The sequence below is a fragment of the Glycomyces xiaoerkulensis genome (assembly GCF_002798405.1).
Lineage (GTDB): Bacteria > Actinomycetota > Actinomycetes > Mycobacteriales > Micromonosporaceae > Glycomyces > Glycomyces xiaoerkulensis.
On the sequence record NZ_PGGV01000014.1, the window covers coordinates 132343 to 157976 of the forward strand.

At 71.5% G+C, this 25634-nt stretch carries 23 protein-coding genes; 12 read left to right on the forward strand and 11 right to left on the reverse strand.

Translation table 11 applies throughout. The annotated features are described in order from the left end of the window. Positions 1-136 precede the first annotated feature (136 nt). A complete protein-coding gene (locus CUT39_RS04690; RefSeq protein ID WP_100444808.1) occupies positions 137-625 on the reverse strand; it encodes a hypothetical protein in 489 nt (162 codons plus the stop codon). Continuing rightward, the gene (locus tag CUT39_RS04695) at positions 622-3090 is read right to left on the reverse strand and encodes a molybdopterin oxidoreductase family protein (RefSeq protein ID WP_100444809.1); all 2469 of its coding nucleotides are present in this window, start codon (positions 3088-3090) and stop codon (positions 622-624) included. The genes CUT39_RS04690 and CUT39_RS04695 overlap by 4 nt, the downstream gene beginning before the upstream one ends. 77 nt (positions 3091-3167) lie before the next feature. Here CUT39_RS04695 and mbhE point away from each other — a divergent pair, with 77 nt between their 5' ends. The 7 genes from mbhE to CUT39_RS04730 all read left to right on the forward strand — a co-directional run bounded on the left by mbhE (position 3168) and on the right by CUT39_RS04730 (position 10837). Further along, complete coding sequence (mbhE, locus tag CUT39_RS04700; RefSeq protein ID WP_100444810.1) at positions 3168-5927, forward strand: hydrogen gas-evolving membrane-bound hydrogenase subunit E; 2760 nt, start codon at positions 3168-3170, stop codon at positions 5925-5927. Next, positions 5924-6232, forward strand: coding sequence for a sodium:proton antiporter (locus CUT39_RS04705; RefSeq protein ID WP_100444811.1), 309 nt, complete (start codon positions 5924-5926; stop codon positions 6230-6232). The genes mbhE and CUT39_RS04705 overlap by 4 nt, the downstream gene beginning before the upstream one ends. Further along, complete coding sequence (locus CUT39_RS04710; RefSeq protein WP_100444812.1) at positions 6229-7677, forward strand: proton-conducting transporter transmembrane domain-containing protein; 1449 nt, start codon at positions 6229-6231, stop codon at positions 7675-7677. Before CUT39_RS04705 ends, CUT39_RS04710 begins: the two co-directional genes overlap by 4 nt. Continuing rightward, positions 7674-8075, forward strand: a complete 402-nt coding sequence (locus tag CUT39_RS04715; protein WP_198586884.1) for a Na+/H+ antiporter subunit E — start codon at positions 7674-7676, stop codon at positions 8073-8075. Before CUT39_RS04710 ends, CUT39_RS04715 begins: the two co-directional genes overlap by 4 nt. Continuing rightward, the gene (locus CUT39_RS04720; protein ID WP_100444814.1) at positions 8062-8322 is read left to right on the forward strand and encodes a monovalent cation/H+ antiporter complex subunit F; all 261 of its coding nucleotides are present in this window, start codon (positions 8062-8064) and stop codon (positions 8320-8322) included. The genes CUT39_RS04715 and CUT39_RS04720 overlap by 14 nt, the downstream gene beginning before the upstream one ends. Next, positions 8319-8672, forward strand: a complete 354-nt coding sequence (gene mnhG, locus CUT39_RS04725) for a monovalent cation/H(+) antiporter subunit G (RefSeq protein WP_100444815.1) — start codon at positions 8319-8321, stop codon at positions 8670-8672. The genes CUT39_RS04720 and mnhG overlap by 4 nt, the downstream gene beginning before the upstream one ends. Positions 8673-8935: 263 nt before the next feature. Next, positions 8936-10837, forward strand: coding sequence for a transposase (locus CUT39_RS04730; RefSeq protein WP_100444816.1), 1902 nt, complete (start codon positions 8936-8938; stop codon positions 10835-10837). On the opposite strand, the gene CUT39_RS04735 is transcribed toward CUT39_RS04730, so the two are convergent. The 5 genes from CUT39_RS04735 to CUT39_RS04755 all read right to left on the reverse strand — a co-directional run bounded on the left by CUT39_RS04735 (position 10810) and on the right by CUT39_RS04755 (position 16567). Then, complete coding sequence (locus tag CUT39_RS04735) at positions 10810-11523, reverse strand: hypothetical protein (RefSeq protein WP_100444817.1); 714 nt, start codon at positions 11521-11523, stop codon at positions 10810-10812. The two genes, CUT39_RS04730 and CUT39_RS04735, sit on opposite strands and share 28 nt — an antisense overlap. Positions 11524-11530: 7 nt before the next feature. Continuing rightward, complete coding sequence (locus CUT39_RS04740; protein ID WP_100444818.1) at positions 11531-12367, reverse strand: hypothetical protein; 837 nt, start codon at positions 12365-12367, stop codon at positions 11531-11533. Positions 12368-12446: 79 nt separating this feature from the next. Beyond that, entirely contained in the window at positions 12447-15152 is a 2706-nt protein-coding gene (locus tag CUT39_RS04745) for a tetratricopeptide repeat protein (RefSeq protein ID WP_100444819.1), read from the reverse strand. Positions 15153-15165: 13 nt separating this feature from the next. After that, entirely contained in the window at positions 15166-15504 is a 339-nt protein-coding gene (locus CUT39_RS04750; RefSeq protein WP_100444820.1) for a CU044_2847 family protein, read from the reverse strand. 94 nt (positions 15505-15598) lie between these two features. Then, positions 15599-16567, reverse strand: a complete 969-nt coding sequence (locus tag CUT39_RS04755; RefSeq protein ID WP_100444821.1) for a hypothetical protein — start codon at positions 16565-16567, stop codon at positions 15599-15601. Between the two features lie 434 nt (positions 16568-17001). Here CUT39_RS04755 and CUT39_RS04760 point away from each other — a divergent pair, with 434 nt between their 5' ends. Beyond that, positions 17002-18729 (forward strand): cellulose-binding domain-containing protein, encoded by a 1728-nt coding sequence (locus CUT39_RS04760; protein ID WP_100444822.1) that lies wholly within the window; start codon positions 17002-17004, stop codon positions 18727-18729. Positions 18730-18938: 209 nt separating this feature from the next. Here the strand turns inward: CUT39_RS04760 and CUT39_RS04765 are convergent, their stop codons facing one another. Together CUT39_RS04765 and CUT39_RS04770 are read right to left on the reverse strand one after the other, a co-directional pair. Continuing rightward, positions 18939-19610 carry a DUF998 domain-containing protein gene (locus tag CUT39_RS04765; RefSeq protein ID WP_100444823.1) on the reverse strand — a complete coding sequence of 224 codons (672 nt, stop codon included), beginning with the start codon at positions 19608-19610 and terminating at the stop codon, positions 18939-18941. A 173-nt stretch (positions 19611-19783) separates the two neighbouring features. Continuing rightward, entirely contained in the window at positions 19784-20236 is a 453-nt protein-coding gene (locus tag CUT39_RS04770) for a MarR family winged helix-turn-helix transcriptional regulator (RefSeq protein ID WP_100444824.1), read from the reverse strand. A 54-nt stretch (positions 20237-20290) separates the two neighbouring features. On the opposite strand from CUT39_RS04770, the gene CUT39_RS04775 reads away from it, so the two are divergent. The 4 genes from CUT39_RS04775 to CUT39_RS20145 all read left to right on the forward strand — a co-directional run bounded on the left by CUT39_RS04775 (position 20291) and on the right by CUT39_RS20145 (position 23471). Continuing rightward, positions 20291-20635, forward strand: coding sequence for a VOC family protein (locus CUT39_RS04775; protein WP_100444825.1), 345 nt, complete (start codon positions 20291-20293; stop codon positions 20633-20635). Beyond that, a complete protein-coding gene (locus CUT39_RS04780; RefSeq protein WP_100444826.1) occupies positions 20632-21864 on the forward strand; it encodes an MFS transporter in 1233 nt (410 codons plus the stop codon). The genes CUT39_RS04775 and CUT39_RS04780 overlap by 4 nt, the downstream gene beginning before the upstream one ends. 267 nt (positions 21865-22131) lie before the next feature. Beyond that, the gene (locus CUT39_RS04785) at positions 22132-22905 is read left to right on the forward strand and encodes a DddA-like double-stranded DNA deaminase toxin (protein WP_100444827.1); all 774 of its coding nucleotides are present in this window, start codon (positions 22132-22134) and stop codon (positions 22903-22905) included. After that, positions 22902-23471 (forward strand): hypothetical protein, encoded by a 570-nt coding sequence (locus tag CUT39_RS20145; protein ID WP_157930482.1) that lies wholly within the window; start codon positions 22902-22904, stop codon positions 23469-23471. Before CUT39_RS04785 ends, CUT39_RS20145 begins: the two co-directional genes overlap by 4 nt. A gap of 185 nt (positions 23472-23656) precedes the next feature. Here CUT39_RS20145 and CUT39_RS04795 read toward each other — a convergent pair whose 3' ends face one another. Together CUT39_RS04795 and CUT39_RS04800 are read right to left on the reverse strand one after the other, a co-directional pair. After that, entirely contained in the window at positions 23657-24289 is a 633-nt protein-coding gene (locus CUT39_RS04795) for a PhzF family phenazine biosynthesis protein (RefSeq protein WP_100444829.1), read from the reverse strand. A gap of 137 nt (positions 24290-24426) precedes the next feature. Beyond that, positions 24427-25634: RNA-guided endonuclease InsQ/TnpB family protein (locus CUT39_RS04800; protein ID WP_100444842.1), on the reverse strand; the 1208-nt coding region annotated here is incomplete at its 5' end.

Genomic DNA, 25634 nt, shown 5'->3' on the forward strand with positions numbered 1-25634 from the left:
CATGGCGTCCTCTCGGATGTGAAGGGCTTCACAGGGGATGGTACGGAATCTCGCGGCACCGGCCCCGGCCGGGAGCGCGGCTGCCGAAGCATGCCAAGGGTTCCGGCCGCTCGGTCCCGACCGGATCGGGCGGCGGTCAGCGCTCGGTCATGATCTGCGGGGCGTTCACTTTCAACTGGGCGTCGGCCCATCGAAGCTGCCGGAGGGTGTCGGGGCGGCATCGCTCCGCCAGCGCCAGCAGGTCCCGGTCCCCGAGCGCCTGCGCGGCCTGGGCGATGACCTCCCAGTCCAGCGACACCCCGGCGGCCGCGCGGTGGAGTCGGCGCAGGTCCCACAGCACCAGCATGCCGGGGTCGCCGAGGCGCCCGAGCGATTCGGCGGCGCGCTGCCCGACCGCGGTCAGGATCGTGTCGTCGTCCGGTGGTTCGGGGTCGAGGCGCAGGCCGTGGTCGCGGCCGGTCTCGGCGAGGTCGCGCGCGTGCCGCTGCGACCAGCGGGCGAGGTCGCGGCCGACGTAGAACAGCTCGTGGTCGGCCCGGTACCGGTCGGAGACGGCGATGAACTCTTCGGCCAGCTCGTTCTCCGCTCGGTGCAGCTCCTCGATCGCCGTGGCCACGCGCTTCATCGGGCGCCTCCGCGGGCATCGGTGGCGTCGTCGTCCGCCATGGCCGCGCCGCCGCCCCGGGTGCCGGGCACCCCGCCGGCGACCGGCTCGGAGGCGGTGGTGGTGGGCGCCGGCGAGGGCCTGCCGCCGCCGGTGGCGACCCGTTCGAGTCGCGCGGCGGCGGTCTTGTACAGCGGTTGCTTCGAGGCCGGGTCCCACTCGGTGACCGTCAGCTCGTTCGCGGCGCGCTCGCGTCCGCCCGCCGAGGCGTCTCCGCTCGGCGCGTCCCAGTAGCCGTAGTGGAAGGGCAGGAACACCACCCCGGGCCGGATGCCGCTGATCCGCAGGCGGGCCTCGACGCGTCCCCGCGGCGTGGTAACCCGCAGCAGGTCGCCCTCGCTCCAGCCTTCGCGGTCGGCGTCGGCCGCGGCCATCTCGACCCACACCTCGGGTGCGGCGTCCTGGAGTTGCGGCGCGCGGCCGGTCTTGGTGCGGGTGTGGAAGTGGTAGAGGGTGCGTCCGGTCGTCAGCGTGAACGGGAATTCGGCGTCGGGCGCCTGGTGCGGCGGGGAGTACGCGGCCGCCTTGATGACCGCCTTGCCGTCGGGGTTCATCGACCGGTACTCGTCGGGCTCCAGCGGGGCCCCGGTCACCAGGTCGCGGCCGTAGCTCTCGCAGTCCTGCGGGCGGCTCCAGAACCGCCCGCCGGTGTACAGGCGTTCGGTGCCGTCGGGGTGCTCGTGGTCGCACGGCCACTGCGTGCCGCCCTGCTCGCGCAGGCGCGCGTACGACAGGCCCGTGTAGTCGCACGGGCGTCCGGCCGAGCACTCCTTCCACGCCTCGAACGCCCCTTCGGGGTCGTCCCATTTGATCAGCGGCCAGCCGTCCTGGTCGCGCAGGTCCAGGCGCCGGGCGTAGTCGAGGAAGATGTCCAGGTCCGGGCGGGCCCGGCCGGGCGGGTCCACCGCCCGCTCCGACAGGTGGACGGTTCGGTCGGTGTTGGTGAAGGTGCCGGTCTTCTCGCCCCAGGTCGCGGCCGGCAGCACCACGTCGGCCAGCAGGGCGGTCTCGGACGGGAAGATGTCCTGCACCACCAGGAACAGCCGCTCCTGGGTGAGGATGTCGCGGACCCGGGCCAGCTCGGGCAGCGACACCGCCGGATTGGTGCCGCTGACGTACAGGAGGCGGACCGAGCCCTCCTCGGCGTACCGCATGATCTTCATCAGGTGCGTGGGGGCGCTGTAGTGCGGTATCCGCATCGGATCGACGTTCCAGACCCGCGCCAGGTCGGCCACGTGGTCCCCGTTGGCCCAGTTGCGGAAGCCCGGCAGGTCGCCGTCGGCGCCGCACTCGCGGGTGTTCTGGGCCGTGGGCTGGCCGTTCATCTGCAGGATCCCGCGGCCGGGCGCACCGAGCATGCCGCGGATCAGGTGGACGTTGTTGACCTGGACGGCGGCGGCCGTCGCCTGGTGAGACTGGTAGAAGCCCTGCAGCACCGTGGAGAGCAGGCGTTCGGCGTCCCCGATGAGGCGGGCCGCCTCGCGGATGCGGTCGGCCGGAACCTCGCAGACGCCGGCGGCGGTCTCGGGGCCGCAGTCGGCGACCCGCTCGGCGAGCTCGCCGAAGCCGACGGTGTGCTCGTCGATGTAGGCGCGGTCGATCCGGTCGGCCGCGATCAGCTCGTGCAGCAGCGCGTTCATCAGCATCAGGTTGGTGCCCGGCCGCGGGGCCAGGTGCACGTCCGCGGCGGCGGCGACCGGCGTCCGCCGGGGGTCGACGCACACCAGGCGGGGCGGCGAGGGGCCGGCCAGGCGGTCCAGGACCCGGCTCCACAGCACCGACTGGGTCTCGGCCATGTTGTGGCCGTACAGCGCGATGACGTCGGCGTGGTCGACGTCGGTGTAGGAGCCCGGTTGGCCGTCGCAGGCGAACGTCTCCTTGAGCGCGGCGGCCGCGGTCGCGGTGCACAGCCGGGTGTTGCCATCCATGTGATTGGTGCCGATGCCGCCGCGGCCGAGGACCGCGAGCGTGTAGTACTCCTCCAGGAACAGTTGCCCGCTGGTGTAGAAGCCGATCGAGCTCGGACCCCGGTCCCGGAGCAGCTCCCTGGTGCGACCGGCCACCGCCTCCATGGCGGTGTCCCAGTCGGTCTCCACCAGCCGCCCGCCGCGCCGGATCAGCGGCCGGGTGAGCCTGTCGGCGGAGTGGTTGGCCTGCCAGCCGAACAGGTCCTTCGGGCCGAGCCGGCCGCGGTTCACCCGGTCGGTGGCGCGGCCGCGCACTCCGACGATGCGGCCGTCCCTGACGGCGATGTCGAGCCCGTCCCCGTTCGAATGCAGGACCGACGCCGACCGCACCCATCGGTCCACCTCGGATTCGGCCGCACCGCCCTCCAGGTACGAGTCCACCCGGACGGGCCATGGTTCCCCGGCGCCATACGGGGTACGCGGCCCCCACGGCTCGGCGATGCGGTCGCGGCTGCTCATGGCGGTCCACGTACCCGCACGCCGAAGGCTCAAACGCTTCCGCAGGTGACGACGGTCGGAGGGGGTGACCGATCGCCTTGCTCCCCGCCTTCGCGCCGCTCGCGCTGGCGGCGTTGGCCGCCCTGGTCCCGGCGCTGCACCGCCGCCTCGGCCGCGACACCGGCTGGCCGCTGGCCGCGGTCTTCCTGGTGCTGGCGGTCCTGTTCGCCGCCCAGGCCCCCGCGATCGCCGACGGCGGCCCCATCGAGGTCGCCTGGCCGTGGCTGGACTCCGTCGACGCCTCGTTCCGGTTGCGCCTGGACGGTCTGTCGCTCCAGTTCTCCCTCGTGATCCTCGGCATCGGCGCGCTGGTCATGGCCTACTGCGCCCGCTACTTCGGCCGGGGGCCGCACGCGTGGTTCTACACGGTGATGGTGCTGTTCGCACTGTCGATGCTGGTGCTGGTACTCGCCGACGACGTGCTGCTGCTGTTCGCCGCCTGGGAGCTGACGACCCTCTGCTCGTTCTTCCTCATCGGCGGCACCCGCCCCGGCCCGGCGCCAGCGGCCTTCCGGGCCCTGCTCACCACCGCCGTCGGCGGGCTCGGCCTCCTCGCCGGGCTCGTCGTGCTGTCGGTGCACACCGGCACCACCCGCCTCAGCGGCATCCTGGCCGACCCGGCGGCGGCCGACGGCTCCCCGGCCTCCACGACCGCGATCGCGCTCATCATGTTCGCCGCCGCCACCAAGTCGGCCCAGCTCCCGTTCCACTTCTGGCTGCCCGACGCCATGGTCGCCGCCACCCCGGTGAGCGCCTACCTTCACGCCGCCGCGATGGTCAAGGCCGGCGTCTACCTGCTGATGCGATGCGCACAGGCGTTCGCAGACGATCCCCTCTGGAGCGGCACCCTGATCACCGTCGGCCTCGCCACCGCGATCGTCGGCGCCCTGCTCGCCCTCCAGCATCACGACCTGAAGGTCCTGCTCGCCTACTCCACCGTCAGCCAGCTCGGCTTCCTGGTGGCGCTCGCCGGAATCGGCACCGTCGCCGCGCTGGCGGCGGCCGCCGTCCACGTTCTCGCCCACGCCCTGTTCAAGGCCACCCTGTTCATGCTCGTGGGCGTCATCGACCACCAGATGGGCAGCCGCGACATCCGGGAGCTGACCGGGCTGCGCCGGGCCATGCCGGTCACCGCCGCCGTCACCGGACTGGCGGCCATGTCGCTGGCGGGCCTCCCACCGCTGCTCGGCTACGTCAGCAAGGAGCAGATGTACCGGGCATTCGCCCAGATGCCCGGTCCCGAGTGGGTCGGCGCCGCCGTCGTGGCGGCGGGCGTCGCCGCCGCCGCGCTCACCTTCGCCTACGGCCTCCGGATCGTCTCCGGGGCCTTCGGCGGTCCGACCGAGCAGCGGCGCCTGCGCGAGCCGTCCCCGGCGTTCCTGGCGCCCGCCGCGGTCGCGGCGCTCGCCGGCCTGGGACTCGGCCTCACCGCGAGCGCGCTGAGCCCCTTCATCGAGCGCGCCGCCGTCGCCGCCCGCGCCGAGCCCGCCGCCGTGCACTTGAGCCTGTGGCACGGCCTCTCCCCCTCGCTGGCCATGACTGCGGCGGCCTTCGCGGTCGGCACCGGTCTCTTCCTGGCCCGCGACCCGGTCGACCGCGTCCTCCAGCGCCTCCGCCTGCCCTTCGACGGCGTCGGCGCCTTCAACCGCTGCTACGGCGCCGCCACCGCCGCCGGGGTGCGCACGGCCGGGCTCACCCAGCGCGGGAGGCCGGTCCGGCACCTGCCGGTCCCGCTGCTCGCGGTCGCCGCGATCGCCGCGGCCTTCGCCTTCACCGGCGTCGACGCGCCCGAGCGGCCGGAACCGGTCACCCGCGGCACCGACTGGATCCTGGTCGCGGTCCTGGCCGTGACCGTGGCCGCCGCGACCACCCGGCGCTCCCGCCTGGCCGCGGTCACGGCCGTCGGCCTGTCCGGCCTCACCGTCGCCATGTGGTACCTGCGCGCCGGCGCGCCCGATCTCGCGATCACCCAGGTCCTGTTCGAGGTCATGATCGTCGTCGTCGCCGTCATGGTCCTGCGTGCCCTGCCGCGCCGGTTCCACCGCACCGGCCGGGTCCGCGGCGCCGCAGCGGCGGCCCTCGCCGTCGCCGCCGGAGTCGCGGCCGGAGGGGGCGTCTACTACCTGACCGGCCGCCGCGGCCCGTCCGAAGTGTCCGACTACCTGCTGGAGCACACCGAACCCGAGACCGGCGGCTCCAACGCCGTCAACGCCGTGCTGGTCGACTTCCGCGCCCTCGACACCCTCGGCGAGGTCACCGTGCTCGCCGCGGCCGCACTCGGCGTCGCCGCCATCGCCGACCAGGCCCGACCGCGGACCCGGCCGCGCGGGGAGCACCGCACCGGCGACAGCCTCGTCGTCCTCGAGGTAGTCCGCCGCCTGCTGGTCCCCGTGTTCGCCGTCGCCTCGATCTACCTGCTGGTGCGCGGCCACTACGCGCCCGGCGGCGGCTTCATCGCCGGGCTCGTCGCCGGCGGCGCGCTCGCCCTCGCCCGCCTGGCCCGCCCGCCCACCGGCCGGCCGCAGTTCCCTCCGGTCGAGACGCCGCTGCTCTCGGGCGGCCTCGCCGTCGCCGTCGGCACGGGTCTCGCCTCCCTGGCGGCGGCCGAACCGTTCCTCACGCCGCTGCACGCCGCGATCGACTTCGCCGGGGCGCATCTGTCGCTGTCGACCTCGGTGGTGTTCGACGTCGGCGTGTATTTGATCGTCCTCGGTACGACCGCCGCCGCGCTCAACCGCCTCGCGTACCACGAGACCGACCCGCCCGGTCCGCGGCGGGCCGTGGAGCCGGTCCGATGAGCGCCGCGGTCGCGGTCGCCGTCCTCGTCGCCGGCGGCGTCTTCCTCGTCCTCCAGCGCGGCCTGGTGCGGCTGACGCTCGGATTCGTCCTGCTCAGCAACGCGGCCAACGTCATCCTGCTCGCCTCCGGGGGCATGGCCCGGCGCGACCCTCCGCTGCCGGGCACCGCCGGGGCCGGCGACACCGCCGACCCGCTGCCGCAGGCGTTCGCCCTCACCGCGATCGTCATCTCCTTCGGCATCACCGTCTACCTGCTCTCACTGGCGCGCTCCGACCGCGACGACGACACCGAGGACGACCCGTGAGCGCGCCGACCCTCCCGCTCGCGGTCGCGGTGCCGCTGCTGGCCGCCGCCGCGCTCATGCCCGTGCGCCGTCCGGTCGTGCGGCGCGCCGTGCTGTTCGGCGTGCTGTCGGCGCTCTCGATCTACTACGCCGCGCTGGTGGCGGCCGTCGCAGACGGGTCCGTTCTCGCGACCGCCGTCGGCGGGTGGCCCGGCGGGGTCGCCATCACCTTCGCCGTCGACGCCTTCAGCGCCCTCATGCTCAGCGCCACCGCCCTGGCGACCCTCCTGTGCGCCGCCTTCGCCGCCGCCTCCGGCGACGACGACCGCCGCTGGTTCGCGCCACTCGTCCTCATTCTCACCGCCGGTGTCGCCGGGGCGCTGTCCACCAGCGACGTGTTCAATCTCTTCGTCTTCCTCGAAGTGTCCCTCGTGCCGTCCTATGTGCTCATAATGATGTCGGACGACCGGCGCCGCCGGACCGCCGCGCGCGTGTACATCACCGCGAGCCTGCTGGCCTCCACCCTCTTCGTCAGCGGCGTCGCCCTCGCCTACGGGACCGCGGGCACCACCAACCTCGCCGCGCTCGTCCCCGCGGAGGTCCGGGCCGCCGGCGCGGTGCTGCTCACCGCACTGGCGGTCAAGGCCGCCCTCGCCCCGATGCACGGCTGGCTCGCCCAGAGCTACCCGTACGCCTCGCCCGCGGTCGCCGCCATGTTCTCGGTCCTCCACACCAAGGTCGGCCTCTACGCGATCTACCGCGTCTACACGCTCATGCTCGACGGCGATCCGGCCTTCGGGCCGGTCGCCGTCGCAGTGTGCGCCCTGACCATGGCCGTCGGCGCGGTCGCCGCCCTCGGCCCGGGCGAGCTGCGGCCGATCCTGTCGTTCAGCATGGTCTCGACCAACGGCTACATCGCCCTCGGCGCCGCGCTCTCGGCGCCGGTCGGCCTCGCCGCCGGGATCTTCTACCTGCTCAACGACGTCGCTGTCAAAGGCGCGCTGTTCCTGTCGGCCGGCGCGGTCGAGCACCGTCACCGGACCGGCCGCCTCGCCGGGCTCGGCGGGCTGGCCCGGCGCGAACCGGTGGTGGCGCTCGCGTTCCTGGTCCCGGCCCTGTCCCTGGCCGGCATGCCGCCGTTCTCGGGCTTCGTCGCCAAATTCGCGCTGGTGCGCGCCGCGATGAGCGAGGGCAGGCACTTCGCGGCCGGCGTCGCCGTGGCCGCGAGCCTGCTCACCCTCGCGGCCATGGTCAAGATCTGGCAGCGGGCCTTCGTCGCCGACCCCGAGCGGGCCCGCGCACCCGTCGCACCGGTCGGATTCGGATTGGCGGCGCCGGCGCTGATTCTCGGCGCCGTCACGGTGGTACTCGGTCCGGGAGGCGAATGGCTGCTGGCGCTGTGCGACGTCGCCGGGCGCGGCCTCGCCGACCCGACCGGCTACGTGGAGGCGGTGCTCGGTCCATGACGAACCGACCAGGCACGGTCGCGGCGCTGTTCCAGGCGGGGCGCCTGGCCGGCTTCGCCGTCTACTTCGCCTGGGAGCTGCTGGCCGCCAATGCCGCACTCACCTGGGACATCATGACCCCGAGTACCCGGGTCACGCCCGGGGTGGTCCGCTTCCCGCTGCGCTGCCGCACCGCGTTCGAGGTCGCGCTGCTGGCGAATCTCATCTCGTTGACGCCGGGCATGCTGGTGCTGGAGGTCCGCCGCGAACCGCCCGTCCTGTACGTACACGGCATGTTCGCGCCCGAACCCGAGTCCTTCCGGGAGGAGTTGCGCGGTTTCGAGCACCGGATGCTCGCGGCGGTCCGCCTCCGCGGCGACATGCCGGCGGAGCGGGAGGCCGGCGATGGAGCCGCTTGACATCGCCTTGGCGGTGGCGGCCGCCGCGTTCGCGTTCACGGCCGTCCGGATCGTGCGCGGGCCGGCCGATGCCGACCGGGTCGTGGCCGGCGACCTGGCCTACTTCGCGTTCGTGGCGACCGCCGCGGTCATCGGCGTCCGGCTGCCGGGCACCTCGTTCCTGACGCTGGTGCTCGTGGCGACCCTGATCGGCTTCCTCTCCTCGCTGTCCTGGGCGCGCCTGCTCGACCGGGAGGAGGAGCGATGAACGCGTGGCCGGTCCTGTCGGGGGTCTTCCTCGGCCTCGGCGTCCTGCTCATCGCCATCGCCTCCATCGGCCTGGTCCGCCTGCCGGACGCGTATTCGCGGCTCAACGCGGTCACCAAGGCCGCCACCCTGGCGCTGTTCCTCGTGCTCGCGGGCGCGTGGCTGTCCGAGCCCGGCTGGTACGCGGCCGTCGAGGCGACCCTGGCGGCCTGGCTCCTGGCGGTGACGGCCCCGGCGGCCGGGCACGCGATCGGCCGCGCGCTCCACCGCACGGGGACGCCGCTGGGCGAGCGCTGCCGCTACGACGAACGCGACGAGCCCCGGCCGGACCCCGGGCCCCACCGGGGCTGACCCGCACCGGCACCGACAGGCGGGGCTGCTGTGACCTCGCCGATCCCCGCGGCGTTCGGCGGTGAGCGGGAGATCCGGCTATGTGAGACTATGACGCTCTACGGGGCACATCGTTCGGCGCGCTCGGGAGCCGGACACCAGATCAGAACGAAACCGCGGCGCGCGGCCCTCCATCGATCCATGATGGACCGCCGCCCGTCGAATACCGAACTGTCAGCAGCGGGCGCCGGTGACGGCCGCCGCGATGCACCGAAGAGGATGCGGTGTCGAAGAAGCACTCCGACGAATTCAAGTCCAGCGCGGTCAAACGGTATCTGAATACGAACGGCGCCACCTACCGGCAGGTCGCCGCCGAACTGGGGATCCGGCCCGCGGCCAAGCTGCGCCGATGGGTGGTCGAATACGGGCAGGGCCTCTTCCAGACGCCGCCGGGCGGCCCCGGCAGCCGATGCCGGGCATCGCACATCGGCCGTCCGGCCCCGGAACCCGCGCCCGGGGGACCGCCCATCGCGGCACCGGCGAACCGGCCGCTGCAGGTCGGCACTCCTCCCCCGCCGGCGCGGGCCGGGCGGGACCGGCCCGCCGACGCCGAACTCGCGTCGGCGCTGCACGGCGGCGGCACGGCCGTGCTCTGCCCGAAGCCGGTCGGCGCCGCAGGAGTGGGCAAGACCCAGGCCGCGGCCGCCTACGCCCGCCGGCGATGGGAACGGCGCGAACTCGATCTGCTGGTGTGGGTCGACGCGACCACCCGCGCCAACGTGACCGCCGCGTTCGCTGAGGCCGCCGACGAACTCCTGCACCCCTCCGAGGGCGGCAACGAGGAGAAGGCGACCCGGCTGCTGTCGTGGCTGGCCCTCCCCGGAAGCCGCAGATGGCTGATCGTGATCGACGACCTGGCCGACCCCGCCGATCTGGTCGGCCTGTGGCCCCCGGACACCGCGAACGGCCGCACCATCGTGACCACCCGGCACCCCGACGCCGCGCCGAACGGGACCGGTCGGCACCGCGTCGAGGTCGGAGGCTTCACCGCGGCCGAGGCCGCCGGGTACCTGGCCGAGCGGCTCGGGCACCGTCCGCGGCAGCTCGAAGGGGCCGCGGCGCTCGCCGAATCCCTGGGCCACCTGCCGCTCGCCCTGTCTCAGGCGGCGGCCTATCTCCTCGACCAGCCCGGCCTGAGCTGCGAAACGTACCGACGGCGCTTCGAGGACCGCGCGCGGCGCCGGGCCGAAGGGGCCGAGGGCCATCCGTCCGGCGGTCACGAGCGGACGGTGGCCGAGACCTGGTCGCTCGCGACCGAGTCGGCCGATCGGCGCTCGCCGCAAGGGGCGGCCCTGGCGATCCTGCGGCTGGCCGGCGTGCTCGATCCCAGCGGCATCCCGCTCGAACTGCTCACCAGCGCCACCGTCCTCGAGCATCTGGCCCTCGAGACGTCGGCCGGGCGGCGGAGGCGCTCGCACGCGCTGACGCCGGCGGTGGTCGAGCGGACGCTGGGCGTCATGCACCGGTTGAGCCTGCTCGACTTCGACGGCGCCCGGATACGCGTCCACCCGATGGTCCAGCGGGCCGTCGTCGACCGGTTCGACCGTTCGCGCCGCAGGCTGCTGCCGCGGGTCGCCGCCGATGCGGTGGCCGAGGTCTGGCCACGGTCCGAGACCGGTCCGGCCCCGAGCGCGGCGCTGCGCTCGAACCTCGACCACCTGCAGCGCGACGCGTCCGAGGCCCTGTTCACGCCCGCGATCCACCCGGTGCTGTTCCGGGCCGGCTACAGCCTCGGCTCCCACGGGCAGGTCACCATGGCGGCGGGCCACTTCGGCCGCCTCTACGAGACGGCTGCGTTCCTGTTGGGGCCGGACCACCCCGACACGCTCGAAGCCTGCTACGACCAGGCGGTCTGGCGCGCGGCCGCGGGGGACGCCGAGCGGGCGGTGGAGGCGTTCGGGACCGTCCTCGACGGCCGGCTCCGGGCGCTCGGTCCCGACCATCCGGACACCCGGGCGGCGCGGGACGGATTGAGGTTCTGGCAGAGCGAGACGGGGACCGCCGAGGCGTCCTCCGGGCTGCGCCTGTCCTACATCGGAGCCAGGACGCGCGCGCCCTCGCCGAGCGGCTCCGGATTAGCCCGCGGGCCGGTCGTCGGTCAGACGGGGTCGAAGCAGAGGAGGTAGGAGGTCCCGCCCTCGATCCCCTCGATCTCCAGATACCAGCCGCCTTCGCAGAAGTCGGCCAGCACTCGGACGTCGTCGTCGGACAGCACCGGTCCCCTCGGCGTGATGATCACGTCCGTGACCGCGCCGGTCGCGTCGGGATGGTCGCAGGGAACGGTCCATAGTTCATCCTCGTTGAAGCAATCCCCCACCGTCGGCAGCACCGGCAGGCGCCCCTCCTCGTCGGGTTCGGGGATGGCCCGGTAGCAGTAGAACTGGTCGACGGTCCCGTCGTTTCGGACCTGCGCCGATTCGTGCCAGGTCTGACCCGGTAGATTCTCCCCGTAGTCCTCGCCGCAGAGTTCGTAGACCGGGGTGTAGTCGTAGAGTTCGCCGTGCTCGTCGACCTCGAAGCCCGCGTCGTCGAGCGAGGCGTAGACGATCCAGTACGCCTCCTGCGAATCGCAGTCGACGTAATCGAGTTCGGGCCAGGTGTACTCGGGTTCGAACGGCACGCAGCGGTCGCCCTCGCCGGGGCGGGGGTTGTCCGCCTCGGTGCCGGGGTCGCCGGGCCGCTTGGTGGTGATGCCGAGGTCGGGCTCGCCTCCGGCGGCCCACCAGGCCCCGAGTAGGACCGAACCGAGCACCAGCGCCGTCATGGCGACCACGGCCAGCCCCACCGGCCAGTACTTCGAGGACCATCGCATCGGGGACCTATTCGGCGAAGGTGGTGTTGACCATGGCGGCGCCGACGGGGTCGAGGAATTCATCGAAGTGGCTCCCAGCGAGGTTCATCAGGCCGATCCATGCGGTGGACCGATCGAGCTCGACGATCACGACCTGGACCACGGCGAAGGTGTCGTCGGTTCGGGTCGAACCGTCCCATTCGAAGCCCGCGGCGCTCATCACCCCGGTCTTGTCGACGTCGAAGGGGGTCGCCCTCGTGCTGGTCCAATCGATCTCCAGTCCGGAGGCGTGCTCGAAGTCGGCGGTGTCGGCCCAGGCCGCAACGGTCGCCTCGGCGGTGCCTTCGAGGTCGTCGGGGTCGAGCACCACACCGCTGACGTCCCAGACGCCCACCGTGAGTTCGGAGTAGTGCCCCTCTTCGTCCTCATAGCAGAAGGTGTGCGCGTCCACCGCCAGCGCGGTGGCGCCCCCGGGCGGGGCGCATTCGGCGAGTTGTTCGGGCGCGCGGGTCAGCGCGCACAAGGAGGCCACTCCGAGGTACCCGGCGGGGATTTCGAACCGGTCCGGGTCGCATTCGGAGTTCGAGGTCGGGTCCGCGGTCGGGCCGCGGGCCTCGGTTTCGGACGGTGTGATGAGCGGCCCGCGGTCGTCGAATCCGCCGCCGATGAAGTACCCGGCGGCGAGGGCGATCGTCACGGTGACGGCGGTGGCCGGTGCCGCCAGGACGAGCGCGACCTTGCCGCGGCTCCAGGGGCGGCTCGAATCGCCGCCTCGGAGGGCCTTGCGAGACAGCCATACTGTTAAAAGCGGGGTGATGAATGCCGCGATGACGGTGCCTGCGGTCTGGACAAGCGCGCTCAGCAATGCGGGCCCCCGCTGTGATCGAGCGTCACCATCATGCGGTCCATCTTAGCCAATGCGGTCTTCCGGGGCGTCGACACCGCTAGGGCTCCAGCGCATCGAGGCCGTCGAGGTCGGTTTGGACCTGCTGGAGCCAGATCGTGGCGTCGTAGGAGTCGAATACCTCCCGGGCCTGTTCGAAGTGGGCGCGGGCGGTGGCCCGGTCGCCTCGGGCGAGGGCGGCCCTGCCGACGCCTTGGGTGGCCCGGGCGGCGCTGACGGGGTCGCCGGCATCGGTGAAGCCCGCATGGGAGGCGCGGTAGCGGTCTTCGGCCTCGCGCAGGTCGCCGGCCGCGAGCGCCACGTCGGCCAGGCCGCGTTCGGCGGATGCGGCGCCGACGGTGTCGCCCTCTTCCCGGGATCCGGCCAGGGCGGTCTCGAACAGGTCGCGGGCGAGGTCGTGGTCGCCCTTGAGTTCGGCCACCCGGGCCAGGCCCCGCTGCACGTAGACGATGCGGTGCCGGTTGTCCGCCGCCCGGTAGACCTCCATCGCGGCCTCGTAGTGGGTCCGGGCGGCATCGGCGTCGCCGCGGAACTGCGCCACTTCGGCCAGGCCGCGTTCGGCGTTGCCGATGCCGCCCGGGTCGTCGGCGCGGCGTGACAGCGCCCGCGCCTCGCCGTACCGCCGCCGGGCGAGGTCGAGGTCGTTGCGCAGGCGCGCGATCTCGCCGAGGCCCCAGAGGCAGTGCGCGGTGCGGGCGGTGTCGCCGCGGCGCTCGTCGATCGCCTTGGCGTGCAGGAAGCCCGCTTCGGCCGCGTCGTAGCGGCTGAAGACGATGCCGCGGTAGCCGAGGAAGCGGGCCAGGTGGCCGGTTCGTTCGCCGTCGCCGGCCAGGACGAGGTCGCGGATGCTGTCGGCCTCGACGCTGAACCAGTCGCGCCGGTTGCTCGGGGTGGGCCCGCCGATGTGTTCGAAGTAGTAGTCGACCAGTGCGGTGTGGACGCGGGCCAGTTCGGTGTCCGCGGTGCCGTCGGCGGCCGCGGCCGGTTCGTGCTCGGCCAGGTGGGCGCCGTAGGCGCGGATGAGGTCGTGCGCCCGGTAGGTGCACAGTTCCGGCTCGTCGTGGTCGTCGGTGTAGTCGCTGGTCGCCAGGCCGGCCCGGATCAGCGCGCCCATGCGCCGCCGGGTCTGGTCGGGATCGCAGCCCATCGCGGCGGTGAGGCTGCCGGTCGTCGCCCGGTACCCGGGGTGGGCGCCGAGGACTCGGAACGCCAGGCGCTCCTGGTCGGTCAGGCGGCGGTAGGAGCCGTGGAGGCGGCCGAACAGGTCACGCTGGCGGTCGGCGTCGGACCGGTGGCGGGCCTGCGAGGGCTCGGGCAGGTCGTTGATGATCTCCCGGAGCCGGCTGACGGCGTTCGCGATCTCGGTGGCGTGGGTCCGGATCAGGACCGGCACGTACAGATCGAGTCCGACCAGTTGTTCGACCAGCTCCGGCGGGTGGTCGTATCCGGCGATCTCGCAGAACATGGCGACCGCGTCGTCCGGGTCGAGCACGTCGAGCGCCAGGTGGTTCCTGCCTTTGCCCAGGACCGCGTCGCGGCTGGTGACGATGGTGGCGCATCCCTCGGCGTCGACGATGAGCCCGTCGAGCTGCGCCTTGTCGTCGACGTTGTCCCAGACCATGAGCAGTCGTCGCCCCGCGGTGACCGTCTGCCAGCGGTGCACTCGTTCGGAATGGCTCAGCTTCGAGACCTCGTCGACCCTGACCGCGCCGATGGCGGTGAGGATCGAACCGAGCGCTTCGGTGGCGGTGTCGGAGCGTCCGCCGCGGTAGGAGTGGAAATCGTGGAAGACCCTGCCGTCGGGGAACCGTCCGCGCGACCGTTCGCTGAAGGCGACCGCGAGCGCGGTCTTGCCGACGCCGCCGAAGCCGGCGATCGACTGCACGACGGCTATGCCGTGGGATTGCTCCAGGGCGGTTTCGAGTTCGGCGAGTTCTTCGCGGCGGCCGACGAAGTGGTCGCCGCGGGTGTCGGGCGCCCAGTAGTCGCGCCATTCGAACTGTTCGCGGCGGGTGAAGGCGCCGTCCCATTCGGGCTTGGCGCGCCGCCCGGAGTCCCGGATCGCTTCTCGCAGCTCGCCTGCCGCCGAAGCGAAGTCGTCGTCGTGGCGGTCGTGGTCGAGCAGGGCGTTCAGGGGGACGGCGACGGCCCCGACGTCGGTGAAGCGGCTGCGGCTGTTGTTGACCACGCCGACGACGGCGCGGTGCTCGTCGTCGAGGAGCATGGACCCGGACATGCCCGAGAGCGCGTGTCCGCCCTTGAGCCACCAGAATCCGTGGTCGTCCACGCTCTCCCACCGGAATCCGACCGAGCGCAGGTGTACTTCGGACCGTTCGTCGTCCGGGTTCAGGCGGGCCGCGACGACGGCGCGGAGCGGTTCCGGGCCGCGCGGCGGGGGCGATCCGATCCTGACTCTGGGGCAGGGGTGGTCGGTGAGCCGCCGCCCTTCGGCGTCGCATAGTTCGAGGATCGCCAGGTCCGGCCAGGGCCAGAGTCCGTCGGGTCCGGCTCGGAGCGGGGAGCGGGCGCGGACGACCGCCCGGGCGCCCCGGAGCTGCGGCATGCTGGAGACGACGCGGATCCGGGCTCGGTCGTGGAGGCCCGCGACCACGTGTGCGCAGGTGAGGGCGAATCCGGGCGCGGCCACGAAGCCCGAACCGAGGAAGACCTCCTCGGCGCCGTCGGCGCAGGTCTTGAGCGCGAACGGATGGAGGCGCTCGTCCTCGACGACGGTGACGGTCGGCATTCGGTCGGCCCCGTCATTCGCCGTCGGGAGCGGAGGCCCACTTGAGGGTGACCTTGAGCGAGGCCGCGGCTCCGCCCGATACCAGCATGCCGGTGAGCTTGCCGGACTTGAGGTCGGCGTCGATGCCGAATTCGACGGTCGCCTCGGTCGGCCGGGACTTCTCCCAGGCGGACACCAGTTCCCCGGAGACGGCCTCGATCGCTTCGCGGACCCGGTCGAAGGTCTGGTCCATATCGGCCTGCTGTGCTGAGATGGGGGTGAGCCCGCCGCCGGATTCCGAGGATTGAGAGGGTTCGGCGGTCTCCACCAGGAGCTCGGCGGAGCCGATCGTGACGGGAACTGCTTGGCGCATAAGCATCTCCATAGATGAAGGCGTGGGAGGTCTCCAAACTAGCAAGCTCGGGCCGCACGCGGGCCTGCGGAGGCGTCCCGGCTCCCGGTATCGGCTACACGGCCGCCGCGACCCGGTGCAGGCGGCGCATCGAGCGGATCGCCGAGCGGATCTCCTGCAGGTAGCCGCTGGCGGTGTACTCCTTGCGGAAGTAGGTCTCGGGCAGGGTGGTGGTGTCGACTCCGACGGTGTCGACCTCGCATCCGTACGGCAGGCCCATGTAGGACAGCGCGTCGCCGTGCTGGAAGGGGATGAAGATCGAGGAGGTGACGACCAGGACGCTGTCCCCGGTTCCCAGGTCGGCCACGTGGTCGGCCCAGAACCGGCAGGTGTCGGCGGTGTCGGCGCGGCGCTGTTCGGGTTCGGAGGAGGGCGCGGCCACCGACCGGACGGTCAGCGCTTCGGCCGTGTAGGCGGTGATCTTCCAGGCCCGGTTAGGGTCGCGGTCGGGGTCGCCGCCCCGTTCGACTTCGGGCTCGCCTTTGGGTTCGAAGGCGAGTTCGAGGCCGGCCGCCATGGCGTCCACCTCGAAACGGCCGGCGGCCACGCCGGTCAGTTCGGCGAACTCGCGGTCCCTGTGGTTGAACGGCCGGAAGCCGCCGACGCCGGTGACCTGTTCGGCCGCGACGGAGTCGGCGAGCAGGTCGGCGGCGAACCGGGTGCGGAACAGGCAGGAGCTGACCAGGCCGCCGAGGATGAGGACGTGGGTGTAGTGCTGCCGCCCGGGCTTCGGCTCGCCGCCGAGGCCGAGGGCGAGAGCCGCCTCGCGGACGAGGCGCTCGGTGGACGGGTCGAACCGCTCGGCGCCGGTCTCGAATCGCTCGCGCCCGGCCCGGAAGTCCCAGTGCGCGGCCGAGAACGCCTCCAGGTAGTCCAGGTTCGCCGCGGTGCCGCCGGGGAGCGCGCCGCCGAACGCCGCCGCCAGGTCCCGCACGGGCTCCGAGCCGATCCAGTCGGCGATGCCCGCGATGACCGCCTCCGGTCCGTCCGACTGCGGCAGGGGCACCTGGGCGTAGCTTGGCATGACGGTCCATCCTGTTCGTTTCCGGAGGGTTCCACCGGACGGGCCGCCGCGGCGCCACGGTCCGTCCCGTACATTGAGGATAGCCTCGCCGCCGGCGAACGCCCTCGGGCCGGTCGACCGGCGCCGCAGGGGAATCACCGGCCTCGTCCGCCTCGGAACCGGGTCGTTCGTGGACGCATCGGGCCCGGTTCGGGAGGCGACGGTGCGGGAGCGGTTTCATAAAAAACAAGCGTTTGCTAATGAAAAACTTCCGGAAAAAGCTCGAAAACCTTGACAATCTATCGAAACATTGGAGAGTATCAATATATTAATTGGGAGCGCTTTCCACGTCGAAACGGTCATCACACCGGTTTCGCACCGGCGAAGGCACCCGATGGAGCCCCTTCGAGCACCGCTGCAGTGGTGATACCACGAACAGCAAAGGACACCTAGCTATGCAAGGACATCGAAGGCGAAGAAGACTGACGATCGCCGGCGCGGCCGTCGCCGCCCTCGGCGCGGGCGCCCTCACGGTCGTCTCGGCGAACCAGGCCTTCGCGGAGGACGGCTGCGAAGTCGACTACAACGTCACCAACGAATGGGGCTCCGGCTTCCAGGCCAACATCACCATCACCGCCGACGAGCCCATCGACGGCTGGCAGATCCAGTGGGACTTCCCCTCGGGCGCCTCGGTCGACAGCGCCTGGAACGTCGACTGGAGCCAGAGCGGATCCACCTTCACCGGCAACGACGTCGGCTGGAACGGCTCCATCGCCTCCGGCGAAAGCCGCGAGGTGTTCGGATTCGTCGGCAGCGGCACCACCGCCGCCCCGAGCCAGATCTCCATCAACGGCGACGTCTGCGACGGCCAGACCGATCCGGGCCCGACCGGCCCCGGGCCGACCGACCCGGGGCCGACCGACCCCGGTCCGACGGACCCGCCCCCGACGAACTCCGAATGGGGCGAGGGTCCGCCGCCGGCCGACGCCGAGCTCAGCAGGGCGTACGAGCTCATCCAGGAGTCCGACCCGAAGGGCTACGAGCCGCGGTCCGGTGAGTGCTCGAACGACGTCCACGCCCGGTACTGGGCCTACGGCCCCGACGGCAAGGTCTACCCGACCTGGCACCCGCCGCAGGACCCCAGCGGTTGCGCGTTCGGGCACGAGCACGGCGACGACCCGCGGGACTCGGCGCTGTTCGACGAGAGCGGCTTCCCGCCGTTCGGCTACGTCAGCGAGGTGCAGGCCGACAGCCTGCCCGAGTCGAGCCAGCGGCACGAGGACCACGTCGGGCACAAGGTGCTCGCCGAGAACAGCGACGTCATCGAGGGCGACGACGGGTCCAGCTTCTTCCCGCCCGACGGCAACTCCCTGGCCAACTGCGACATTCTGCTGAAGATCCACCAGGGCACGCACTCGCCGGACGCGTTCACGAACAACGTCCACGAGCTGATCAGCAACATCAGGTGCACTGCGAACGGGCAGACCGTTCAGGCCGACATCGCCGTGATGATTCCGTTCGGCGAGGCCGGCGGCTTCAGTCCGTCCGAATGCCCGGGCTTCGGAGGCGAGCGCATCGAGGTCGGGACCCCGGTCCCGGCGGACTCGCCGTCGGAGTACGAGACCCTGGGCCGGCTGATCGCCGAGTCGGGTTGCATCGACGCGATCCGCAACGGCGAGACCCACTTCGACCCGCTCTACCCCGAACCGCAGCCGTTCAGCGTCTCCGACATGGACGACTTCTGGTTCGGCAACTCGCAGATCAACGGCGCCGGAGTGAACTTCAGCATCTCGCCGCTGTTCTACGTGGTCGACTCGCAGCGCTACTACGACCCGAACGAGCCCAACAACATGGGCCGGGTGCTGGACCTGTGCTACGAGCCCGACCTCCTGGGCGGCTTCAACTGCGAGGAGGCTCTCGACGCCGGGAACGGCGAGCGCCTGGACTGGGACGACCCCCGCTCTCCGTTCAAGGGGACCGAGCGTGAGTACCGGCCGGGCGACTTCCTGGTGCAGACCAACGGTCCGACCACCGTCTACACCGACGCCTACGGAGGCAACGTGTCCACCACGCCGTTCGAAGGCTCCATCGAGCAGTACTTCGCCGGCAACAGCGGTTCGGACTGGTTCCTGCGGGGCGCCACCCGCAACTGGGACGACGGCACCGTCCACTCACCCAACTAATCCGACCGACAACTGAGGAGGGGTCCGCGGCGGTTTCGCCGCGGGCCCCTCGCCGTCGGAGTCGCGGCCCGCAGGCTCCCGGCCCCGGCGTTGTCGGGATGAGCCGATGAAGCGGGCGATCGAGCCTTCATCGGGCGGCCTCGCGGGTCGGCCGCCCGACCCGACACCGCCGTGCGTTGAGTTCGCTTCGATCGGATGCAAGAAGTCGCTCACGAGCGCTCGGCGCCGCCCCGACGCAACGTGGGGGCCGCCGTCGCCGCAACGACGAGCCATGCGAGGTCGGCCCCCAGCGCAAGGCGTTCGGACAACCCGACCAGGCTCTCGGCTGAACCGAACCGAATCGAGGGGCCGTCCATCGTGTCCACGAGGACCACCGCGAATACGGCCGTGGTCACTACGGAGAATCCGGTGGCCGCCAGGACGGCCCGACGAGGACCGGCCGCCGCGCGGTCCGACCGTGCCGAGAGAACCGCGGCGATGGGAAAGGCCAGGAACGCCGTCCATCCGGCCAGGCCGTGCACCATCTCGGCGGTGGAGGGTCGGTCCCATTGCCCTGGCGGGTCGGCTGGGAACACCGCGGCGACCGCGAATCCGGCAGCACACACCAGGAGCGCCGCGATCCCGGCCCGGTTCGGCCGCGTCGGCGCCGGCCGCCAGGCCACCAGAGCTGAGGAGGCGCTGATGAGAACGAGCGCGGTCGGGATCAGCCAGCCGGCGTTGCCGTTCACGTAGCGGCTGGCGGTGACGGCGATGAAATCGAATTGCGGGTTGGCCACATCGGCCGCCGTGATGGCCGCCGCCGCTGCCAGGGCTCCGAGCACCACCGTGTTGCGAGCGAGACGATCGCTCCGAGTCACCGGTCGTTGTTCGGCCTGTGTCATGGGCCGCTTCCTTCCTGGTTGGAGGCCGGACCCACGCTAATGAGCAGAACACCAGCGGCGCATCGTCTCGGGGATGTGAGAAACGAGTACGGCTACCTCCCACGGCGTATACGAGGAACCGATCGCGTGCGGGATCCCGAGCCTCCGGGTCCCTCAATGCCCGGCGCGGCACGTCAGGCGTCGGGCGATTCTGCGACAGCGGCCACGCAGGCGGCGAGGTCCTGGCGTAGTCGGCGTTGCCGCTCCGGGGACAGCGGCGAGAACAACCGCCTCTCAACGGCGCGGACGGCGACGCTGGCCTCGCGCAGCAGCGTTCGTCCGTCCCGGGTGAGCTCCGTCGGCAGCGCCCGTCCGCGGGGCGCCTGATCGGGCCGGGTGAGCAGGCCGCGCTCCTGCAATCGGCGCACGATCAGGTTCATCGTTTGGCGGGTGATGAAGGCGCGGCGGGCGAGTTCGGAGTTCGACAGTCCGGGGTCCTGGCCGAGCAGTTCGAGGCAGGCGTATTGGGGAACGGTCAGATCCAGTGACCGCAGCGCCTCGTCCATCGCGGTCCGCATCGAGGCGTGCACCTGCTTGAGGACGTAGCCCAGTGATAGCTCCAGGTCGCCGACCGTCTCTTGCTTCATGTCAGTAGTCTGACATACGCTTGATGTCAGCACACTGACATGAAAGGAACGGAAATGAGCGGCAACGTCACCTACTTCGAGGTGCCCGGCAACGACATCGCAGCCACCGAACGGTTCTGGAGCGAGCTGTTCGGCTGGACGTTCTACGAGGGCAACTTCCCGGGCTACTCGATGATCCAGGGCCCTGAGCCGATGGGCGGCGCACCGCACGACGAATCGTCGCCCCGCCCGCGGATCTACTTCGCCGTGGAGGACCTCGACGCCGCCGTCGCACGCGTGCGCAAGCTCGGCGGCACCACGGAAGATCCGGTCGCCATCCCGTCCGGGGTCTTCGCCCACTGCACCGACGATCAGGGTGTGGAGTTCAGCCTCTTCCAAGAGGGCGGAGGCGAATCTTGACCCGCACCGACGTCGCCGATCCGGAACCGCAGGGATCGGCCGCCGAGTCCCGACCCATGGTCAAGCCGTTGGCGCCGCTGGCGTTGGCCACCTTCGCCGTCGGTACCGACGCGTTCGTGATCGCCGGCCTCCTGCCGGCCATCGGTGCCGACCTGGACGTGAGCACCCCGGCGGCCGGGCAGTTGGTGACGGTGTTCGCGCTGACGCTCGCCGTCGCGGCCCCGGTGCTGAGCTGGCTGCTCAGCCCGCTGGATCGTCGCAAGGCCCTGCATCTGGCGCTGGCCGTGTTCGTCATCGGCAATGTCGCGACCGCACTGAGCCCGACCTACCCGCTCGCGCTGGCGGCCCGGATCATCACCGCTCTCGGTGCCGCGACGATCACCTCCACCGCCTCGAGCGCCGCCGTCGCGATCACACCGGACGGACGCCGAGGCCGGGCGATAGCACTGGTCATCGGCGGATTGACGCTGTCGACCGCGCTGGGCATGCCACTGGGCAACGTGATCGGCGGTATCGATTGGCGCCTCACGCTGTGGGCCGTGGCCGGACTCGGCGTCCTCGCAGCGATCGGCATCTCGATGTCGTTGCCGCCGGTGACACTGCCGGCGACCAGCCTGACCGCCCGCCTGGCGCCGCTGCGGCAGTCCAAGGTGCTCACCATCCTGGCGGCCACCGTGCTGGTGATGGCCGGCCACTACACCGTGTACACCTACATCGGCGCCGTCACCCACGACGCCACGACCGGATCGTTCCCCCAGGCGCTCACCCTGATCCTGTTCGCCTGGGGCGTCGGAGTCCTGGCCGGTAACTTCATGGCCGGGTACCTGGTGGACAAGCTGCCGTCGCTCGGGGTCGCTTTGGCCGCGCTCGCCGGCGGCGCCGTGCTGCTCGCCATCAGCCCATTGACGGTGAGCGACCTGGTCCTCGCCGCGGTCTGGGCCGCGATCTGGGGAGCGACGGACGGCATGGCCTCGGTGGTGCAGCAACATCGGCTGGTGATGATCGCGCCCGCCTCCGCACCGCTGCTGTTCGGCCTGAATTCCTCCGCGATCTACGTCGGGGTCGCGGTCGGCGGCGTGCTCGGCGGCCTGTCCCAGGATTGGCTGTCGATCACCCTGCTGGGTGTACCCGCCGCCGTCTTGGCGGTGCTCGCAGCGGCGGTCACCGTCGCTCAGGCCCAAGCACGGCAGGCGGAGGTCGCACCGGAGAAGCCCGAGTATTCGCGCTAGCGCCCGGAGGCGACGCGAGCCGCACCCACCGGCGGGGCGCCCACCCGGCAAGCGGGCGTCAGTCTCGTTACCGGCGACATGCGAGGGGCACGAGCGAGATCGCGAGCAATGGCCGAAGCCGACCGAGCTCGATCGCGGTCCGCTCGTGTCCCCCCACGGCGGCGGTGAGCCGGGAACGACTGCTGTCGACCTGACGACAGACTCCTACCGAACGGTATCGACAGCCCTTAATCTCAGGGGGTCCCCATCTCGAGGAGCACCCCCACCATGTCCCTCGCATCGGAACTCGTGACCCGGCTGCGCACGATCATCGAACAGGCTCGGCAGGCCGGCCGGTCCGCAGAAGCCGCTCGATCCCGGGCCGAGGCTGCGGCCGAAGGCGTCGGCTCGGCCGCCGAAGGAACCGGCAGCGTCCTGCCCGGCGAGACGTTAGCGCACTGGCGCCGGGGCGACCGGGCACTCAGTGAAGCCGCCGCGCTCTTCGAGTCCGGGGCCCGCAAAGGCGAGGAGTACATCGCCTTGGTCGAGAGCCGATCAGCCGGGAGCGGCCGGGCGGCGCCGCCGGTGCCGTCGGCTCGTGCAGCGAACACGTACGACCCCACCGTCCATAATTCCGGGCACGCGGAGGCGATCCAGCGATTCGGGTGGTCGAGGAACGCCACCGGCCGGATCAAGGCCCGCGGTCTGCTGTACGACGACCGCGGCCGGCCCGTCCTCCACCGGCCGCTCAAAGCGCTCGGCGGCGACAAGGTCTACCACGCCCCGGACCTGCAGGACCGGTGGCGGACCCGCGAGGTCGCGACCTCCTGGCACATCGAAGGCGGCGTAGCCGCCTACATGCGACGGACCCGGACGCCGACCATGGCGCTGTGGCTGAACGTGCCCTCCTGCGGCGGCCCGGGGCGACCCGATGCGAACGGCTGCCACGAAAACCTCCCGAAAGTCCTCCCAAAGGGGTACACGCTCCATGTTCACGTCCACGACGAACGCGGCAACCACTGGCACAATGCCTACCAGGGGACCGGAGAGGCATTGAAATGAGCAGGGAGTTCGACCGCTACATCGTCACCACCGACCCCGGCCTGCTGGCCGACCTGCACGCCCAGCGCGGCCGATTGGATTCGTTCGGTCTGGCCGACTACGCCATGAGCCGCGGCCTCTACCCGCCCGATCACGTCGAGGGCCGACGCCACAGCATCACCGAATTCACCCGGCCGGGCCAGGAGGGTCCTCCGCTGCTGGTGTGGACGATCGGGCTCCCCACCCCGGCCCCGGACGAGGTCGCCGACGACGACGAGGAATACGACGACACCGACGTCTGGGGCGACCTCGTGGCCCCACCCGACACGCATTCCGGCGCGGTCGAACGGTGGGCGGTCACGACCGACCCCGAGGACGCCCGGCGGCTGCTGGACTTCTGGTCGGCGCCCGAGTCCGGCTACACGGTCGAGGAATACGCCCACCGCCTTGGCTACGAGCCCGACCCCGCCGCAGGGCAGATCGACGCGATCTTCCTGCACACCGCCTCCGACGGCGACCCGGTACTCATGTGGCGGCCCGGCCCGGGAGAGCAGGCCGAGGACCGCGACGACGAAGGCCGTGCATGACCCCCGTGCACGCGATCGATAGGCTCGCTCCGAATCGAGCCCCCCGCCCGCATTCGGAGGCCCTCTTTCCCGGAGCCGACGCAATCAGCGCGGATTCGAAGCAGAACCAGTGTCTCCCAATGGGTTGCTTTGCACCTCGACGGGTTTCGACCAGGCTCCGTGCGCACCGGCTAGCCCGAAGAAGCTCATTGCGCCCTCAGCTCACCGGACATCAACGCGAGCACCTCTCCGCCGAGGAGCACTCCGTCGTCACCGATACGGATTCGGAGGTGGCCCTGCCGCTCAACGTCCCCAGGGCCTTGCAGGGCCAGGTACTCGCCACGGGCTCCGTCGGCACCGAGAAGCCGGGCCACACCGAGGACCGCTCCACCGGTCGCGGTGTCTTCGGCTCCGCCGAGTGAGGTCGTGAAGACTCGGACTCGTAGCCGACCAGCACCTGCGGCCGACCAGAGCACGACCCCGTGCGTACCGGTCTCCCGGCAGGCGGCGAGTACCTGTTCCGGGTCGAGGTCGACTGCCTCAACGGTTCGAGGGTCCGGCAGGTGGAGGTGGATGCGGCCTCTCGCCTGCCTCAAGACGGTCGCGGTGGGATACTCCTCAAGCGAGGGGCGCAACGTGACCGGAGTTCGAATGGTCTCCTGCACCGGTGCACCGGCGCCCATCTGCCTCGCCCAGACACACGCAGCCTCGCAGTGGACCAGCAGGGATTCGCCTTGTTCGTGCCGCACCACCAGCGGAGTGCGTGCGGTCACCTCCAACTCCGAGGAGAGGACGGCGCCGGCCGCCAGCGACGTCTGCAGGCACTGCCAGTTCTTCAACAGGCGAGAAGGTACGCATCACGACTTCGCGATCGTCTTGTCGGACGATGAACCCGGTGTCCGGTACCGCCAACGCCGCCGCATACGAGGCAAGTTCCACATCAGCAGGCGGGAACGCTTTGACTTCCTCCCTTCCCTTAAAGGGAGGGGGTTCCAGCCGTCGCCGGCTGGGTTTCCTGCTTCGTTGCCGACTGCCCGCCCGGAGGTTTCCGTTGAGGTCTTACACCGGCTCCACAGGCCGCAACCGCCAGCCCGGCGGCCAGAATGTTCTTCGCCGCGTTCACATCGCGGTCCTCGCGGTGGCCGCAGGCGGCGCACTCGAAGACCCGCTGGGCGAGCGGCATCGCAGGTTTCATGGTGCCGCAGGCCGAACAGGTCTTGGACGAGGGCAGGAACCGGTCGACGACGACCAGGCCCCGGCCGTACCACCCGGCCTTGTACTCGATCATGCGGCGGAAGGCGGCCCAGGAGGCGTCGGCTATGGCGCGGGCGAGGGTGTGGTTCGAGAGCATCCCGCGCACGCTCAGGTCCTCGATCGCGATCGTTTGGTTTTCGCGAACCAATCGAGTGGTGAGCTTGTGCAGGTGGTCGTGCCGCCGATCCGACACCCGCGCGTGCGCGCGGGCCAGGCGAACCTGGGCTTTCCTGCGGTTGTTGGAGCCTTGCTGTTTGCGCGACAGCTCACGCTGCCGCCGCTTGATGCGGGCCCGGTCGCGGGCCTCGTGGCGCGGGTTGGTGAGGTGCTCGCCGGTCGAGAGCGTCAGCAGGCTGGTGATCCCGGCGTCGACCCCGACCGCCGTGTCGTTCTCTGGAAGGGTCGGGAGGTCCTCTGCGATCAGGAGCGAGACGAACCAGCGCCCGGCCGCGTCGCGGGAGACGGTCACCGTCGACGGGGCCGCCCCGTGCGGCAGCGGCCGGGACCACTTGATGCGCAGCGGCGCATCGTGCTTCGCGAGCGTGAGCTCGCCGCCGGTGTACTTGAACGCCGAGCGGGTGTACTCGGCCGAGCCGACCAGGTGTCGCTTGCGTTTGAAGCACGGGTAGCCGGTGCGCTGCTCGAAGAAGTTCGCGAAGCCTTTCTGGAGGTGTCGCAGGGCCTGCTGCAACGGGACCGAGGAGACCTCGCCCAGGAACGCGAGGTCGTTCCGCCGCTTCCACTTGGTCAGCAGCGCCGAGGTGTCGGCATAGGTGACCCGCGCCTTGCGCCGATACCACGCTTTGGTGCGGGCGTCGAGCGCCTTGTTGTAGACCAGGCGCACACATCCGAACGTCCGGGCCAGGTTCGCCGCCTGGCCCGGGGTCGGGTAGCACCGGAACCGGTAGGCCCGGTGGCGCGCATGGACAC

Bases quoted from the DNA above. Each gene is read 5' to 3' on its own strand.
- CUT39_RS04690 (WP_100444808.1), bottom strand. From the start codon at position 625: ATGAAGCGCGTGGCCACGGCGATCGAGGAGCTGCACCGAGCGGAGAAC.
- CUT39_RS04695 (WP_100444809.1), bottom strand. From the start codon at position 3,090: ATGAGCAGCCGCGACCGCATCGCCGAGCCGTGGGGGCCGCGTACCCCG.
- CUT39_RS04705 (WP_100444811.1), top strand. From the start codon at position 5,924: ATGAGCGCCGCGGTCGCGGTCGCCGTCCTCGTCGCCGGCGGCGTCTTC.
- CUT39_RS04715 (WP_198586884.1), top strand. From the start codon at position 7,674: ATGACGAACCGACCAGGCACGGTCGCGGCGCTGTTCCAGGCGGGGCGC.
- CUT39_RS04720 (WP_100444814.1), top strand. From the start codon at position 8,062: ATGGAGCCGCTTGACATCGCCTTGGCGGTGGCGGCCGCCGCGTTCGCG.
- mnhG (WP_100444815.1), top strand. From the start codon at position 8,319: ATGAACGCGTGGCCGGTCCTGTCGGGGGTCTTCCTCGGCCTCGGCGTC.
- CUT39_RS04735 (WP_100444817.1), bottom strand. From the start codon at position 11,523: ATGCGATGGTCCTCGAAGTACTGGCCGGTGGGGCTGGCCGTGGTCGCC.
- CUT39_RS04745 (WP_100444819.1), bottom strand. From the start codon at position 15,152: ATGCCGACCGTCACCGTCGTCGAGGACGAGCGCCTCCATCCGTTCGCG.
- CUT39_RS04750 (WP_100444820.1), bottom strand. From the start codon at position 15,504: ATGCGCCAAGCAGTTCCCGTCACGATCGGCTCCGCCGAGCTCCTGGTG.
- CUT39_RS04755 (WP_100444821.1), bottom strand. From the start codon at position 16,567: ATGCCAAGCTACGCCCAGGTGCCCCTGCCGCAGTCGGACGGACCGGAG.
- CUT39_RS04760 (WP_100444822.1), top strand. From the start codon at position 17,002: ATGCAAGGACATCGAAGGCGAAGAAGACTGACGATCGCCGGCGCGGCC.
- CUT39_RS04765 (WP_100444823.1), bottom strand. From the start codon at position 19,610: ATGACACAGGCCGAACAACGACCGGTGACTCGGAGCGATCGTCTCGCT.
- CUT39_RS04770 (WP_100444824.1), bottom strand. From the start codon at position 20,236: ATGAAGCAAGAGACGGTCGGCGACCTGGAGCTATCACTGGGCTACGTC.
- CUT39_RS04775 (WP_100444825.1), top strand. From the start codon at position 20,291: ATGAGCGGCAACGTCACCTACTTCGAGGTGCCCGGCAACGACATCGCA.
- CUT39_RS04785 (WP_100444827.1), top strand. From the start codon at position 22,132: ATGTCCCTCGCATCGGAACTCGTGACCCGGCTGCGCACGATCATCGAA.
- CUT39_RS20145 (WP_157930482.1), top strand. From the start codon at position 22,902: ATGAGCAGGGAGTTCGACCGCTACATCGTCACCACCGACCCCGGCCTG.